The sequence below is a fragment of the Streptomyces cynarae genome (assembly GCF_025642135.1).
Taxonomy (GTDB): domain Bacteria; phylum Actinomycetota; class Actinomycetes; order Streptomycetales; family Streptomycetaceae; genus Streptomyces; species Streptomyces cynarae.
This window is the reverse complement of sequence record NZ_CP106793.1, coordinates 8,633,976-8,648,658: the sequence shown is the minus strand read 5'-3', so window position 1 is coordinate 8,648,658 and position 14,683 is coordinate 8,633,976. Positions and strand designations below refer to the sequence as shown.

13 protein-coding genes and 1 pseudogene are annotated in these 14,683 nt (G+C 70.5%); 4 read left to right on the top strand and 10 right to left on the bottom strand.

The genetic code is table 11. The features are described 5' to 3' along the window. Positions 1-53 precede the first annotated feature (53 nt). Complete coding sequence (locus tag N8I84_RS39035) at positions 54-707, bottom strand: TIGR04282 family arsenosugar biosynthesis glycosyltransferase (protein WP_263234271.1); 654 nt, start codon at positions 705-707, stop codon at positions 54-56. Further along, positions 704-1,423 carry a glycosyltransferase family 2 protein gene (locus tag N8I84_RS39030; protein WP_263234270.1) on the bottom strand — a complete coding sequence of 240 codons (720 nt, stop codon included), beginning with the start codon at positions 1,421-1,423 and terminating at the stop codon, positions 704-706. Before N8I84_RS39030 ends, N8I84_RS39035 begins: the two co-directional genes overlap by 4 nt. 113 nt (positions 1,424-1,536) lie before the next feature. Between N8I84_RS39030 and N8I84_RS39025 the strand changes: the two genes are divergently transcribed. Together N8I84_RS39025 and N8I84_RS39020 are read left to right on the top strand one after the other, a co-directional pair. Then, positions 1,537-2,262 carry a response regulator transcription factor gene (locus tag N8I84_RS39025; RefSeq protein ID WP_263234269.1) on the top strand — a complete coding sequence of 242 codons (726 nt, stop codon included), beginning with the start codon at positions 1,537-1,539 and terminating at the stop codon, positions 2,260-2,262. After that, positions 2,252-3,363 (top strand): annotated as a pseudogene (locus tag N8I84_RS39020) (sensor histidine kinase). Before N8I84_RS39025 ends, N8I84_RS39020 begins: the two are co-directional and overlap by 11 nt. A gap of 81 nt (positions 3,364-3,444) precedes the next feature. Here N8I84_RS39020 and N8I84_RS39015 read toward each other — a convergent pair. The 4 genes from N8I84_RS39015 to N8I84_RS39000 all read right to left on the bottom strand — a co-directional run bounded on the left by N8I84_RS39015 (position 3,445) and on the right by N8I84_RS39000 (position 7,218). Then, entirely contained in the window at positions 3,445-4,497 is a 1,053-nt protein-coding gene (locus N8I84_RS39015) for an NAD-dependent epimerase/dehydratase family protein (protein WP_263234268.1), read from the bottom strand. Between the two features lie 166 nt (positions 4,498-4,663). After that, positions 4,664-5,068: a hypothetical protein gene (locus tag N8I84_RS39010; RefSeq protein WP_263234267.1), complete on the bottom strand. Its 405-nt coding sequence runs from the start codon at positions 5,066-5,068 to the stop codon at positions 4,664-4,666. Further along, entirely contained in the window at positions 5,065-6,201 is a 1,137-nt protein-coding gene (locus N8I84_RS39005) for a molybdopterin-dependent oxidoreductase (RefSeq protein ID WP_263234266.1), read from the bottom strand. The genes N8I84_RS39010 and N8I84_RS39005 overlap by 4 nt, the downstream gene beginning before the upstream one ends. 129 nt (positions 6,202-6,330) lie before the next feature. Then, positions 6,331-7,218 (bottom strand): LysR family transcriptional regulator, encoded by an 888-nt coding sequence (locus N8I84_RS39000; protein WP_263234265.1) that lies wholly within the window; start codon positions 7,216-7,218, stop codon positions 6,331-6,333. A gap of 91 nt (positions 7,219-7,309) precedes the next feature. Between N8I84_RS39000 and N8I84_RS38995 the strand changes: the two genes are divergently transcribed. Continuing rightward, positions 7,310-8,173: a PhzF family phenazine biosynthesis protein gene (locus N8I84_RS38995; RefSeq protein ID WP_263234264.1), complete on the top strand. Its 864-nt coding sequence runs from the start codon at positions 7,310-7,312 to the stop codon at positions 8,171-8,173. A 234-nt stretch (positions 8,174-8,407) separates the two neighbouring features. Continuing rightward, positions 8,408-8,959, top strand: a complete 552-nt coding sequence (locus tag N8I84_RS38990) for a hypothetical protein (RefSeq protein ID WP_263234263.1) — start codon at positions 8,408-8,410, stop codon at positions 8,957-8,959. Positions 8,960-9,104: 145 nt separating this feature from the next. Here the strand turns inward: N8I84_RS38990 and N8I84_RS38985 are convergent, their stop codons facing one another. From N8I84_RS38985 to N8I84_RS38970, 4 genes are all read right to left on the bottom strand, one after another. Continuing rightward, entirely contained in the window at positions 9,105-9,653 is a 549-nt protein-coding gene (locus N8I84_RS38985; protein WP_263234262.1) for a GNAT family N-acetyltransferase, read from the bottom strand. A 141-nt stretch (positions 9,654-9,794) separates the two neighbouring features. Then, positions 9,795-10,787, bottom strand: a complete 993-nt coding sequence (locus N8I84_RS38980) for a phosphotransferase family protein (RefSeq protein ID WP_263234261.1) — start codon at positions 10,785-10,787, stop codon at positions 9,795-9,797. A 110-nt stretch (positions 10,788-10,897) separates the two neighbouring features. After that, the gene (yicI, locus tag N8I84_RS38975) at positions 10,898-13,180 is read right to left on the bottom strand and encodes an alpha-xylosidase (protein ID WP_263234260.1); all 2,283 of its coding nucleotides are present in this window, start codon (positions 13,178-13,180) and stop codon (positions 10,898-10,900) included. Next, complete coding sequence (locus N8I84_RS38970) at positions 13,177-14,577, bottom strand: GH1 family beta-glucosidase (RefSeq protein WP_263234259.1); 1,401 nt, start codon at positions 14,575-14,577, stop codon at positions 13,177-13,179. The genes yicI and N8I84_RS38970 overlap by 4 nt, the downstream gene beginning before the upstream one ends. Between the last annotated feature and the right edge of the window lie 106 nt (positions 14,578-14,683).

The window sequence follows — 14,683 nt, the reverse complement described above, 5'->3', positions numbered from 1 at the left end:
CACCAGTTCCGTCCCTGCGGTGCCCGCAGTGCGCGTTCCATGGGAGGTGCCGCTCATCGGACGCTCTCCGCGAGCGAGGCCAGGGTGGCGGCGAACCGGGATCCGGGCGCGCAGCAGGCGGCCGCCGAGGCGGCGTCGGCGGCGGTGTCCACGTCCCGCAGCAGCGGGAGTTCACCGATCGTCAGTCCCGCCTCGGTGAGTCTGCGACGCTGGATGGCCCCGGTACGGTCAGTGGACATCGGGACGCCCCGCACCAGGACGCCGTCGCGGCCCGGATCGGCGAAGCCCAGAGCCCAGAATCCGCCGTCGGCGGCTGGGCCGAACCAGGCGTCGTGCCCGTCGCTGCCGACGTCGGTCAGCAGGCGCGGAGTGAGCTGCGGAGTGTCCATGCCGACCAGCAGCGAGGGTCCGTCGCAGAGGGCGAAGGCGGCGGCGATCCGCTCGTCGAGGCCGCCGGACGCCTGGGGCACGACCTCGAAGCCGGGTGGCAGCCACGGACCAGGAGCTCCGTCGAGGACCAGCACCCGGCGTCGGGCGGGGACCTGGAGCATCGTGTTGAGCGTGTCGGTCAGAGCGGCCTCGGCCAGGGCAGCCGCCTCCAGCGGGGTGTAGGGCGGGGTGAGGCGGGTCTTGACGCGTCCGGGCACCGGCTCCTTGGCAATGACCAGCAGGGTGTCCGGACCCGCGGCCTCGCGCTGGGCGTTCATCGGACGCCTCCCGCGATGCCGGCGCCGTCGGCCGGGGCCGCAGATGGCCGCTCGGCGAGGACGGCACGCATGTCGCGCACGGCCTGCCAGGTACCGCGCCAGGTGCCGGTGACCTTCGAACGGCCCGTACGAGGTCGGTAGGGCACGTCGGTCTCCGCCACCCGCCAGCCGGCGTCGGCGGCGCGGACGACCATCTGCAGCGGATACCCGGAGCGCCAGTCGGTCAGGCCCAGGGCCAGTAGCGCCTCCCGGCGGGCGGCACGCATCGGCCCCAGGTCGTGCAGGCGCAGGCCGGTGCGGCGGCGGACGAGGCGGGCCAGCTGCAGGTTTGCCAGCCGGGCGTGTACGGGCCAGGCACCGCGGGCGGTGGGGCGGCGACGGCCCAGGACCAGGTCGGCTGCGCCGTCGAGGACGGGGCCGACGACGGTCGGCAGCAGGCCGGGGTCGAGGGAGGCGTCGCAGTCGCAGAAGCAGACCACGTCGGCCGTGGCGGCGGTGAGGCCCGCGTGGCAGGCGGCCCCGAAGCCGCGCCGCGGCTCACTGACCACGTGGGCACCCAGGTCGTGGGCGATGTCCGGGGAACCATCGGTTGAGCCGTTGTCGACGACGATCGCGCGCCAGCCGGACGGGATCCGGTCCAGCACCCACGGCAGGGCCTCGGCTTCATCGAGGCAGGGCAGCACGACGTCCACAGAAGAGGGGGATGTATCGATCACCTCACTCACAGTACGGACGCAAAACAGACATAAAGGATGCCGTCTCCTTACGGATCGCTGACGTCGTTCGGTGCGTCGGTCCGCGGCGGGACCCTGGTGCGAGACTCGGTCGGGTGAAACGCGTACTTGTGGTGGACGACGACCCGACCGTCTCCGAGGTCGTCGCCGGATATCTGGACCGGGCGGGCTTCGCCGTCGACGTGGCCGCCGACGGCCCGGCCGCCGTGGCCCAGGCCGCCTCCCGCCCGCCCGACCTGGTGGTGCTGGACCTGATGCTGCCCGGCATGGACGGCTTGGAGGTCTGCCGCCGCATCCGTACGGCCGGCCCCCTCCCGGTCATCATGCTGACCGCGCGAGGCGAGGAGGAGGACCGCATCCTCGGCCTGGAGGTCGGCGCGGACGACTACGTGACCAAACCGTTCAGCCCCCGGGAGCTGGTGCTGCGGGTGGAGTCGGTGCTCCGCCGGGCCGGTGCGTCGACGGCCCTCAGGTCCGAGGCGGCCGAGCCCTGGCTGCGGGCCGGCCCGCTCGCCCTGGACCCCACGGCCCGGCGCGCCACCCGTGACGGCTCCGAACTCGCCCTGACCATCCGCGAGTTCGACCTTTTGGAGTTCTTCATCCGGCACCCCGGGCAGGCCACGAGCCGGGAGCAGCTGATGCAGCGGGTCTGGGGCTGGGAGTTCGGCGACCTGTCGACCGTCACCGTGCACGTGCGGCGACTGCGCGAGAAGATCGAGGACGACCCGGCCCACCCTCGCCTCATCAGCACGGTCTGGGGTGTCGGCTACCGCTTCGACCCTCCCCGGTCACAGGAAGCCGAGGTCGGCCATGGTCGGTGACACGCTCCTCATCGCGTTGTACGCGGCGATCGGCGCGGGGGGCTCCGGACTGCTGGGGGCGGCAGCCCTGCGGGCGCTGCGCGACCGGTCCGTCGCCGTCTCCCTGGCCGTGGTCGCCGCCGTCACGGTGGCGGCCATGCTCGCCGGAACCATGCTGGTGTCGTGGGCGATGTTCCTGTCCGACCACGACCTGTGGGTGGTGACGATGGTGTGCGCCATGGCAGCGGTCGTCTCGCTCGTCGTGACGCTCATCCTGGGCCGCAGCGTCGTGAAGGGCAGTCGGGAGCTGGCCGAGGCCACCCGCGCCCTTGGAGACGACGGCAGTTTCATCCCGCCCACCCTCGCGCCCACCGCCGAACTCGCCCACCTCAGCCGCCAGTTGGCTGCCACCAGCGCCAAGCTCGCCGCCTCCCGGGAACGGGAACGGGCCCTGGAAGCCTCCCGGCGCGAACTCGTCGCCTGGATCTCCCACGACCTACGCACCCCCCTGGCCGGTCTGCAGGCGATGACCGAGGCCCTCGAGGACGGCATGGTCGACGATCCCCGGGACTACCACATCCGCATCCGCGCGGAGGTCGGCCGTATGAGCGCCATGGTCAGCGACCTGTTCGAACTCTCCCGCATCCAGGCCGGCGTGCTCGCTCTGTCCCCCGCCCGGATGTCGGTCTACGACCTCGTCGGCGACGCCATCGCCGGCGTCGACGCGCTGGCCAAGGAACACGGAGTACGGCTCGTGGGCGAAGGAGTCGAACCCGTGCCGGTGGAAGTCGACGGCCGCGAGATGTCCCGCGTCCTTGCCAACCTGCTGGTCAACGCGATCCGCCGGACGCCCGCCGACGGCACGGTCGCCGTCTCGGCGCGCCGTGAGGCCGACAGGGTCGTGCTGTCGGTGACGGACGGCTGCGGCGGCATCCCGCCGGAGGACCTGCCCCGCGTCTTCGACACCGGCTGGCGCGGCACTGACGCCCGCACGCCGCCGCCGGGGCGGGGCTCGGCCTGGCCATCGTGCGCGGCATCGTGGAGGCCCACCAGGGACGCGCAGCCGTGCGCAACGTTCCGGGCGGCTGCCGGTTCGAGGTGCACCTGCCCGCAGCGGTCTGAGGACGACGACAGAGCAGGACGGCCCGGCGGGAGAAGCCCGGGCCGGTCCCGGCGCGGGCTTCTCCCGAGAACGGGACGAGCTCACCCGGCCCGCAGGGGCGCCGACGCGAACTCCGTCATGCCTTCCGCGAAGACGACCTGCGGCTTCCAGTCCAGCTCGTCGCGCAGTCGCTGCGAGGAAGCGGTGATGTGGCGGACGTCGCCGAGCCGGTACTCCCCCGTGACGACCGGTGTCGGTCCGCCGTACGCCGAGGCCAGCGCTGCGGCCATCTCACCCACGGTGTGGGGCTCTCCACTGCCGACGTTGTACGCCCGCGAGCCGCCCTCCGGCAGACCCTCCACACCGTCCAGCGCCGCGAGGTTGGCGCCGGCTACGTCCCGAACATGGACGAAGTCCCGCCGTTGCCCGCCGTCCTCGAAGACACGCGGGGCCTCGCCACGTGCGAGCGCTGACCGGAACAAGGAGGCGACACCCGCGTAGGGGGTGTTCCGCGGCATGCCCGGCCCGTACACGTTGTGGTAGCGCAGCGCGGCGACGCGCCCGCCGGTCGCCCGCGCCCACGCGGCGGCCAGGTGCTCCTGCGCCAGCTTCGTGGCCGCGTACACGTTGCGTGGATCGGCCGGGGCGTCCTCGCCCACCAGGCCCGCGGCCAGTGGCTCACCGCAGTGCGGGCACGGGGGCTCGAAGCCTCCCGCTTCCAGGTCCGCCACCCTGCGCGGCCCGGGTCGTACGACACCGTGCCGCGAGCACTCGTACCGTCCCTCGCCGTAGACCACCATCGAACTCGCCAGCACCAGGCGCCGCACGCCTGCTTCGGCCATCCCGGCAAGGAGCACGGCGGTGCCGAGGTCGTTGCAGCCCACGTAGTCCGGGGCGTCGGTGAAGTCCTTGCCGAGACCGACCATCGCGGCCTGGTGACACACCGCGTCGACACCTCGCAGCGCGCCGGCCACCGCCTCCCCGTCACGGACGTCGGCATGCCGCCAGTCCACCCCGTCGGGGATGGGCGGGAGCGTGCGGTGGGCGGCGGGCAGCAGCGCGTCGAGGACGCGCACCTCATGCCCCCCATCGATGAGGGCTGTGACGATGTGCGAGCCGATGAAACCCACACCGCCGGTGACCAGGATCAACATGCCACCGACCGTAATGCGGTTCACCTGGCGGCAGGTCGCTCTGTGCAAGGACGTCAGGGGTTCGTAAGGCTTCCCGGCTCCTGCGCGTCCTCGGCGGACCGGGACGCGGCACCGCAACGCGCAAGACACCGGTAAGACCGTTCGTCCGTCGGCGGGACCAGGGAAGTCACCCACCCGGCCGCCGGCGACCACGCCCGCACCCACGCACGGCCAGCCAGAGCGCCGTCACTACGGCCACGGCCACCAGTGCGATCAGCCAGTTGCGCGGATAGTCCAACGGCAGCACCGACGAGTTGGCCGTCCTGCCCGGCCGTAGCAGCACGGGCAACGCCACCGTCGTCAGCGCACCCGCGACCAGCAGGGCCCCGCGGACCGGTCCGCGCGCGGCGCCGCGCACCAGCAGCAGTCCGACCAGCAGCACGGCCGGGGCGATCACCACATCGTGCAGGACGACCGCCCCACCAAGCCACACCAGCACATCCGCCAAGTCGCGGACGCCCATCAGCAGGAACGCCCCGACCCCCATGAGTGCCACACCCGCCGTACCCGCCGTCATGCGCAGCGACTTCATGCCGGCACCTCCAGTCGGCCGACCCACTTGGTCTGCAGAACGCCCGGCCGATCGGGGGCGATGAGCCGCGCCGGGTAACCGTGGTCCGGGTCGAGTTCCTCGCCGTTCAGGCGCAGGGCCAGCAGGGTCAGCGGGTCGCGGGCGTGCTCGGGCCCCATCTCCGACACCCGGTAACCGCCCCTCGACTGCAACGACACCACCCGCACCCGCGCATGCTCCGGCGCCCCCGCACGATCCAGCAGATCCCTGACTCGTACGCCGGTCCAGCGCGCCGACTTGCTCCAGCCCTCCACACAGGCGATCGGCAGCTCGACCTCGTACTGTGGCAGGGCGCGCAGCTCGTCCAGGGTCAGGGTGTACTGATGCGGGCCGGCCACCACCAGGCGGTACTCCACGGCAGTGATCCTGCCGACCCCCGCGGCGTCGGCAGTCCGGTTGACCGGCAGCGCCTGCGGGCCTTTGTCCGGGTGGCGGGGTGCGAACAGGAGGAAGTCCTTCAGCGGGGTGAAGGACTGGCCCACGGTGGTCAGTGTGACGGCACCGACGGCAGCGCCCACCGCTGCCAGCAGCGAGCGCCGGTCGGGGCCGTCCTGCGAGGGCAGAGCGAGCGTCCCGGGTGACCGACGACCCCAGTGCGCCTTGATCTCCGGCGCCTTGACCGCGACGTGCAGCAGCAACGCCCCGATGACCAGCCACGCCACCGCGTAGTGCACTGGGACGAACGAGAACGGCCACGGGTACCACTGGGCCGTGTTCAACAGCCCGGTCGCCAGCTCGAAGACGGCGCCGGCCACCAGCACGCCGACGGACAGCCGCTCCAGGGCGTGCTTGACCGACCGCACCAACGGCCATTCGTACAACCGCGGATATACCGTCCAGAGCTTCGCCGTCAGCAACGGGATCGCCGCGATGCCGGAGGCGACATGAAGTCCCTGAGTGAGCCGATAACCCCACACCGGCCGGCTCGGGACTCTGTCTGCCAGCCAACCCGGCGGGTGTTGCATGAAGTGACTGACCAGTCCGGTGACGAAGCAGACGGCGAACGCCACCCCCAGCCACCGGCCGACGGAGGTCGCCGTGCGGGCATCGTGCAGTCTGCCCTTGAACACCGGCGGAAAGAGACCCAGTTTCATGCCCTCCATCCCACTCGGCGCCAGGCCGTCGCGGAACCATCGAACCCTTACGGAACACGGACGTTCCGTCGGCGCGGCGCCGGCAGTTGCTGAGCTCGGGCCCAGGCCTCGCCGGCAAGCCCGACGCCGTCACGCATGGAAGTGGCGTACCACCTGGGCTGCGACGGCGCGGGCTGCGCGGGAGGGCCGACGGCGGCGGTGGCGTGCCAGGTAGACAGGAACATCGGGGAGGGAGGGGCCCGGTACTGCCGTGAGGCGGCCATCGCGTAGTGATTCGGCTACGTTGGCGTGGGGAAGCACGGTCAGGCCGAGTCCGGCTGTGACACAGGCGCGGGTGGCTTCGATGCCGCCGAATCGCGTCAGCCGGGGCTGGGCACCAGCGACCGCCTGTAGACGTTGAGCGAGCCAGTCGCTGTAGGAACAGCCTTCCTCGTGGAGGAAGAAGTTCTCCCGCGCCAGTTCCTGCCAGGTCGTCGGCTGTTCGCGGCCGGCAAGAGGGTGCTCGGGGGCGCAGAGCAGGACCAGGGGCTGGCTGGTGATGCGCTCAGCCGTGACGTCCGGGTAGTCCGCCTGTTCCTCCAGCAGGAGAGCGCAGTCCAGTCTTCCTGCTCGCAGTCCTTCAACGGCGGTGGCGGTGCTGCACGCCTGGAGGTGCACTTCCACATCGGGGTGGAGGCGGCGCAGCGCGGCGATCACACCTGGCAGATGGGCAGAGCACAATGTTTCGCCCGCGCCCACCACGACTGTTCCGCTGACCGGGCCGTCCTCGGTGGCCGCCGCGAACAACCGTGACTCGGCCTCCAGTACTTCTTCGGCCAGGGTGAGCAACCGTCGCCCGGCCTCGGTGAGCATCGCGCCTCTGGCCAGTCGATCGAAGAGCCGGGTGCGCAGTGTGTTCTCAAGGGCTCTGATCTGCACGGTGACCGTGGACTGCGCAAGCTGAAGTTCAGCAGCGGCCCCGGTGAAGCTTCCCGTTCTGGCGAGTGCGGTGAAGGTCTGGAGCAGCCGGGTATCCATGACCGAACCCTAGCAAGCCATCGTAAACATCGATCGAATTCATCGATAATCATCGTTTGCATTAATGGAGTCAGGGCGGGAGGGTAAGGGCATGACTCGCTCAACGGTTACCGATGTCCTGCGCTACGCGGCGTTCACCTCCCACCCCGACGGGGGGAATCCGGCCGGCGTCGTTCTCGACGCCGCACAACTCGACGAGCAGCGCATGCTGGCGGTCGCCGGCGAGGTGGGGTACTCCGAGACAGCATTCGTCACCTCTCGCGACGAGCAGCACCGTCGGTTCGCGCTCCGCTACTTCAGCCCCCTCGCCGAGGTCGCCTTCTGTGGGCACGCCACCGTTGCCGTATCGGTGGCGCTTGCCGAACGCATAGGCTCCGGTCCTCTGGTCTTCGACACGCCTGCCGGCGAGATCAAGGTGGAGACCGTGACCGATGGGCATGGTGCTGTACGGGCGACACTCACCAGCGTCCCCACCTGGTCCCGTCCGGCACAGGCCGCCGAGGTGGACGCCACGCTGTCAGCCCTGGGGTGGGAAAGAGCCGACCTCGACCCGGCGCTTCCGCCGCACGTCGCCTTCGCGGGCAACGAGCATTTGGTGCTCGCCGCGGGCTCCCGTGGCCGACTGACCGACCTCGACTACGACTTCGAGGCCCTCGCTGGCGTCATGCAGGTCCACGGCTGGACGACGGTGCACCTCGTCTGGCGGGAGCGCGACGACCGCTTCCACGCGCGTGACCCGTTCCCCGTCGGCGGCGTCGTCGAAGACCCGGCCACCGGAGCAGCAGCAGCCGCGTTCGGAGGCTACTTGCGTACGCTCGACCTGTTGCCCCCAGCGGGTGTGATCGCCATCCGCCAGGGCGAGGACATGGGACGGCCGAGCGACCTGATCATCGAGGTAGGCCCACACGACGCTCGCGTACGGGTCACCGGCCACGCCGTGCCGATCGCCGGATGATCAGTACCGGACGCCAAGCGGATTCAGGTGGGCTGGATGTTCTGTCCCGAGGGGTTGTGGACACGTCATGCAGGTTCGGCTGACCGATCTTTAAGTGGGTGAGGGCCTTCTGGCTCGACGTGGATTGCGGACGTGTCGGCCCGAGCATTTCCGCGCCTTCGCAGGTATCGCCGCAACCCTCATCTGCTACCACCGACTGACCAAGGGGTGCACTGCTCAGTAGCATCGCCTTCCATGATCGCACTGGTCGTCACCATCGGACTGGCGTTCGTCGGCTATGTCGCCACCTATCTCAACGGCCTACGCCTGTCACAGCGCCAAGAACGTCTGGCACGCCTGAACCGTCAACTCAGCGACTTCTACGGACCCCTGTTCGCCCTCACGGAGGCCAACAGCCGCAGCTTCCACGCGTTCAAGGAGCGCAACGCCCGACCTGACGGCAGATCACCGTTCATACATGAGACTCCACCCACCGAGGAAGAACTCGCCGAGTGGCGGCTGTGGGTCACGACCGTGTTCCTCCCGAACATCCAGGCCATGCGCGATCTCGTCATCAGGCATGCAGATCTCTTGAAGGAACCGGAGATGCCGCCGATCTTGCTTCAACTGTGCGCCCATGTCTCGGGCTACGAGATCACAGCTGCCAGGTGGACGCAGGGCGGATACGACCAGCATCTGTCGTTGGTGCCGTTCCCCAGCGAGGAGCTCGCCGTGTACGCACGGCAGGGGTTCGCCGATCTGAAGAGGGAACACGCTCGCCTGTTGGGGCAACGGGGCGTCCACTGACGAAATGCGACGACGTCTTTCAAACAGCAACGCGGCGAGACGACGAATCTGATCGACTGCCACAGCGCGCCCATGCACAACGACGCCGAGGCCAAGGCCCACGGCCGATCGATGGCCTCGAGGATCCGCGCTGTCGAGCACGAGCTCAACCGGACGGCGGGAGCGAGGACCACACACCGAACCACTGCTCGGCGCCGAACTCCTCGAACCGCTCCACCTCCGTGAACCCCAGCTTCGCCGCGAGGCGCATCGAACGGTCGTTGGCGGTCTGCGTACAGAGCACCACCGGCTCGCCGGGAAGCACGTCGGCGAACCAGTCGAGCGCCGCTGCGCACGCCTCGCCGGCGTATCCGCATCCCCACACCTCCGGCAGGAACATGTAGCCGAGTTCGGCCTCCCCGGCGTCCGGACGGATGTGACCCGGACGCTCTGCGCCGCGCCGGTCGAGAGTGACCATGCCGATCATCGCTCCGTCGAGATCGATCACAAAGAAGCCAGGGCGCCGCCCGGGCACCTCGGGCGCCGTGCGCTCGAGCTCATCACTCGGTCGAGGGCCACCGAGATAGGTGCCCACCTCTGGCGAGGCGAACAGCTCGATGAACGCCGCACGGTCGCGGGCCTCGGACTCCCGGAGCACCAGCCGCTCGGTTCTGATCGGGACCGGCGGCCAGGCGACAGGTCCAAGCTCAGTCATGGCGGGCAACCTATCGCGCCCCTTGCCCGCGCACTCAGCGTCCTGTCGGATCCAGGCCCGTACGGGGACCGGACCCGAAGGGTGATCACGACATCACCCGGACCCTGATTGCCCGTCACCCGGCTCACGCCCCGCAGGCGGCTACCCCAGGCTCCGCAGCCGTGTCATGGCGTCGGCGAGAGTGTCGCGGCAGAATGCGAGGTGATCGGGACCATAGCCGCGCGGCCCGCATTCGACGATGAGCAGCAGGCCCAGGTAGAGCTGGTAGAGGGCCAGTCGGTGACGGAAGGCGGGACTGAAGTCGAGGCTGCCTCCGGCCTCGACGTAGCCGGCGACGAGGTCGCTCTCGGGGTCGGTGTCGCCGCCGAAGGCCAGGGAGACCAGCTCAGCAGCCGGGTCGCCCCAGAACGCCCTTTCGTGGTCGATGAGTCCGGTGATCCGGGCGTGCGTCCCGTCGGTGCCGAGGTCGACGAAGATGTTGCCCGGCCACAGGTCGAAGTGGACGAGCCGGGGCTCGGCGACTTCGTCGAGGGCGTACCGGCCCTCGGCCACCAGCGCCCGGATGTCGGCCGGCGGCTCGCCCAGCGGGGACTGCCATCGATCGGCGTCGTCGAGGAGCGCGTCCACCATCGCGGTGAACGCGGTCCGCCAGTCGGGGGCACAGAGCCCGGATTCACCGGCTGGATAGCCGAACCTCCCGTCCTCCGGGGCCAGGGTGTGCAGACGCGCGGTGATCGCACCCAGCTCGCGGCGAAGCGCCGCCCCGGTGGAGGGGTGGATGCGGTCTGCCGCCTTGTCCCAAGGGGTCCCCTCCAGGACGGAGAGGGCGAGGAACTCCTCCCCGGCGTAAAAGAGTTCCGGTGTCGGCACGCTGCCGCCGGGGAGGGCCGCGAGCCGCCGGTACACCATGGCTTCCGTGGCGAGGATGCCGCGCTCGTACCGGAGGACCGCCGCGCCGGCCGGAGGGGCGAGCTTGACGACGGCCGGCCGACCGTCGTCGAGCAGGACGCGGTAGGCGGTGTTGAACCAGCCGTCGGTCAGCTCGGTCTCAAGGCGACACCCGATGCCCGCAGTGCTGCGCAGCAGAGCATCGAGCTGGTCTGGGGACATCTGGCGCTTGGTCTGGCTCTGCACGGCTGCACGCTTTCGGTTGCGGTCGGGTCATCGACTGGAGCGGCGAACGGAACGGAGCCGGTTCCCCTGCGCTCGCGCAGGTCGAGCAGAGGAACCGGCTCGTACCCGCTTCAGTCCGGGTAGGGCAGGTCGGCCGCCGGCGTGCCGGCGGGGCGCGTGTGGAGGGTTCCGTCCGGTCCGCCGAGCCGGAGCTGCCAGGGGTGAGGGCTGTCGGTGGTGATCCGGAGGCGGTCGCCGTCGCGTCGCAGGTGGAAGCGAGCTGCCTCCCCCGGCCCTTCGGCGCGCGGGATCACCAGCGTGCGTTCCGCGCCGTCGGCGAAGGCGTGGACCCGCAACTCGGCACCGTCGGCCCAGGCCGAGACGGGATTCTGGTCCTCGGCGGCGAACGGGATGACCGAGTCGGGGCGGGCGAGCAGCGGCAGGGTGTGGAACCCGTGCTGTTCGCGCACCCAGCGCGGGCCGGTGACCTGGACGCCGGTCAGTAGGTTCGTCCACGTCCCGTCTGGCACGTAGTACTCCACCGTGCCGTCCTCGGAGAAGACGGGCGCGACGAGCAGGTCGTCCCCGAGCATGTACTGCCGGTCGAGCACGGCGGCGGTGGGGTCGTCGGGGAACTCCAGCACCATGGCCCGCATCACCGGCACCCCGGTGGCGTGGGCCTGCTGGGCCGCACGGTGCAGGTAGGGGGCGAGGCGGTGCTTGAGCAGGGTGAACTCCCGGGTGACCTCGACCGCTTCCTCGCCGTAGTCCCACGGGACACGGTAGGACTTGCTCCCGTGCAGCCGGCTGTGCGAGGAGAGCAGGCCGAACTGCACCCAGCGCTTGAAGACCGTCGGGGTGGGGGTGCCCTCGAAGCCGCCGATGTCGTGGCTCCAGAAGCCGAAGCCGGACAGGCCGAGGGAGAGGCCGCCGCGCAACGACTCGGCCATGGCACCGAAGTGGGACTCGCAGTCCCCGCCCCAGTGGACCGGATACTGCTGGCCGCCGGCGGTGGCCGAGCGGGCGAACAGCAGCGCCTCGCCCTCGCCGCGCTCCTCGCGCAGCAGCCCGAAGACGGCCTGGTTGTAGAGGTGGGTGTAGTAGTTGTGCATCCGCTCCGGGTCGGAGCCGTCGTGCCAGACGACGTCGGTGGGGATGCGCTCGCCGAAGTCGGTCTTGAAGCAGTCGACGCCCTGGGCGAGCAGGATGCGCAGTTTGCCGGTGTACCAGTCGCGGGCGGCCGGGTTGGTGAAGTCGACCAGCGCCATGCCGGCCTGCCACAGGTCCCACTGCCACACGCTGCCGTCGGCGCGGCGTACCAGGTAGCCCTCGCGCATGCCCTCGTCGAACAGATGCGACTTCTGGGCGATGTAGGGGTTGATCCAGGCGCTGATGCGCAGACCCTGCTGCTTGAGCCGGGCCAGCATGCCCTCCGGGTCGGGAAAGGTCTCCGCATCCCACATGAAGTCGGACCACTGGTACTCGCGCATCCAGAAGCAGTCGAAGTGGAAGACGCTCAGCGGGATGCCGCGCTCGGCCATGCCGTCGATGAACCGGTTGACGGTGGCCTCGTCGTATTCGGTGGTGAAGGACGTGGTCAGCCACAGCCCCAGCGCCCATGCCGGGGGCAGAGCCGGGCGTCCGGTGAGGGCCGTGTAGCGGGCGACGATTTCCTTGGGGGTGGGGCCGTGGACGACGAAGTACTCCAGCGACTGGTCCTCGACGCTGAACTGGACCTGTCCGACCGACTCGGAGCCCACCTCGTAGCTCACCCTGCCGGGGTGATTGACGAAGACCCCGTAGCCGCGGTTGGTGAGGTGGAACGGGACGTTCTTGTAGGCCTGCTCGCTGTTGGTGCCGCCGTCGGCCTGCCAGATGTCCACGGACTGCCCGTTCTTGACGAGCGGGGTGAACCGCTCCCCCAGGCCGTAGACCAGCTCTCCGACTCCCAACGACAGCTGGCCGAGCATGTAGTGGCGGCCTTCGCCGTCGGTGACGAACCCGGTGCCACGCTCACCCGCGGAGGTCAGCACCCGTCCGCCGGCGGTGAACTCCAGCCGCCACGGCTGTTCCGTGTCCACGCGCAGCGTCAGTTCGCCGGAGACCAGCTCCAGTACCGCGCCGTCCCGGCGTACCTTGCCGGCGTTCTCACCGGCGCCGGGCAGCGCGAACTCCGGGCCCCGGCGAGCCGATCCGGCATGGTGGGTCGTCCGCACACCGATGACCCCCTCGGCCGGGGACCAGCACTCCACGGTCAGCAGCGGGCTGTTGAGCGTCTGCCCGCGTCGACTCACGTGTTTCACGGGCGCGTACAGGGTCATCCGGTGGTCCTCGGCGCGGACGTCGCCGACCTCGGCGGCGTAGCGGGCCGTGCAGCCGGGACGCATCAGCCAGTAGCCGTCGGTGAACTTCATCGGGCAGGTTCCTCCGTGCGTGCGCGGTGCGCGGCGATCAGACCCCGGTACCAGTGGTAACTGTCCTTGGGGGTGCGGACCAGGGTGTCGTAGTCGACGTGGACGAGGCCGAAGCGCTGGTCGTAGCCGCGTGCCCACTCGAAGTTGTCCAGCAGCGACCAGACGTAGTAGCCGCGTACGTCCACACCGGCGGCGATGGCGTCGGCCACGGCGGTGAGGTGGTCGGCGAGGTAGCCGATGCGGTCGGGGTCGTGGACCTGCCCGTCGGGTGAGACCGTGTCGGCCTCCGCCGAGCCGTTCTCGGTGATCCAGATCGGCGGCGCCTGCGGATAGCGGGCGTGGAGGCCGCAGAGCAGCTCGGTGAACGCGGCCGGGACGACCGGCCAGCCCATGGTGGTGTGGCGGGTGCCGTACGGGTCCAGCTCGGCTGCGCCGATGTCCACGGCGGTGCGCTGCTCGGGGTCGGCCACGCGGTGCGGCGCGGCGGCCACGGTGAAGGGCCGGTAGAAGTTGACGCCGAGGAAGTCGAGCGGGGCACCGATCAGGTCCAGGTCGCCCGGCAGCCGCCAGGGGCCGTCGGCGAGTCCGGCCCAGGTCTCGGCCTCGTGCAGGGGGTAGCGCCCGGCAAGGAGCGGTTCCGTCCAGATGTCGTTGTGGAGGGTCTCGGCGCGGCGCAGGGCTGCCAGGTCCTCGGGCCGGTCGGAGGCGGCATGGATGCGGTCGAGGTTGAGGGTGATCCCGACTTCCCGTGCGCCTGCGGCACGCAGCTCCCGCACCGCGAGGCCGTGGGCGACCAACAGGTGGTGTGCGGCCGCCAGCGCGCCGCGGCCCTCCTCGGCCCCAGGCGCGTGCCGCCCCTCGGCGTAGCCCACGAAGGCCGAGCAGTAGGGCTCGTTGAGCGTGATCCAGCGGTCCACCCGGTCGCCGTAGCGTTCGGCGGCGAGGGCCGCGTACCGCGCGAACGCCTCTGCGGTCTCTCGTGCGCGCCAGCCTCCACGGTCCTCCAGGGCCTGCGGCAGGTCCCAGTGGTAGAGGGTGACCGCGGGTGAGACCCCGGCGGCCAGCAGCTCGTCGATCAGACGGTCGTAGAAGTCCAGGCCCTTGTGGTTGATCGGTCCGGTGCCCTGGGGCAGCAGCCGGGACCAGGCGATCGAGAAGCGGTAACCGTCCACGCCGAGTTCGCGCAGCAGGGCGACGTCCTCGCGGTAGCGGCGGTAGTGGTCGCAGGCGGTGTCGCCCGTGGCGCCCCCGAGCGTTCGCCCGGGGGTGTGGCTGAAGGTGTCCCAGATGGACGGGCCACGCCCGTCCTCGTCATGGGCACCCTCGATCTGGTAGGCCGCGGTGGCGGCGCCGAAACGGAACCCGGGGGGCAGTACCGGGAAGGGCGGGGAACTCACGTGGGGACACCTCGTGGGTCTCGTCGAAGTAGTGGCTGATACCAGTTCGTGGACAGCCGGCGAACATGCCGACGGCGTACGGCGGCGGAGGCGGCCCGGGCGGAGT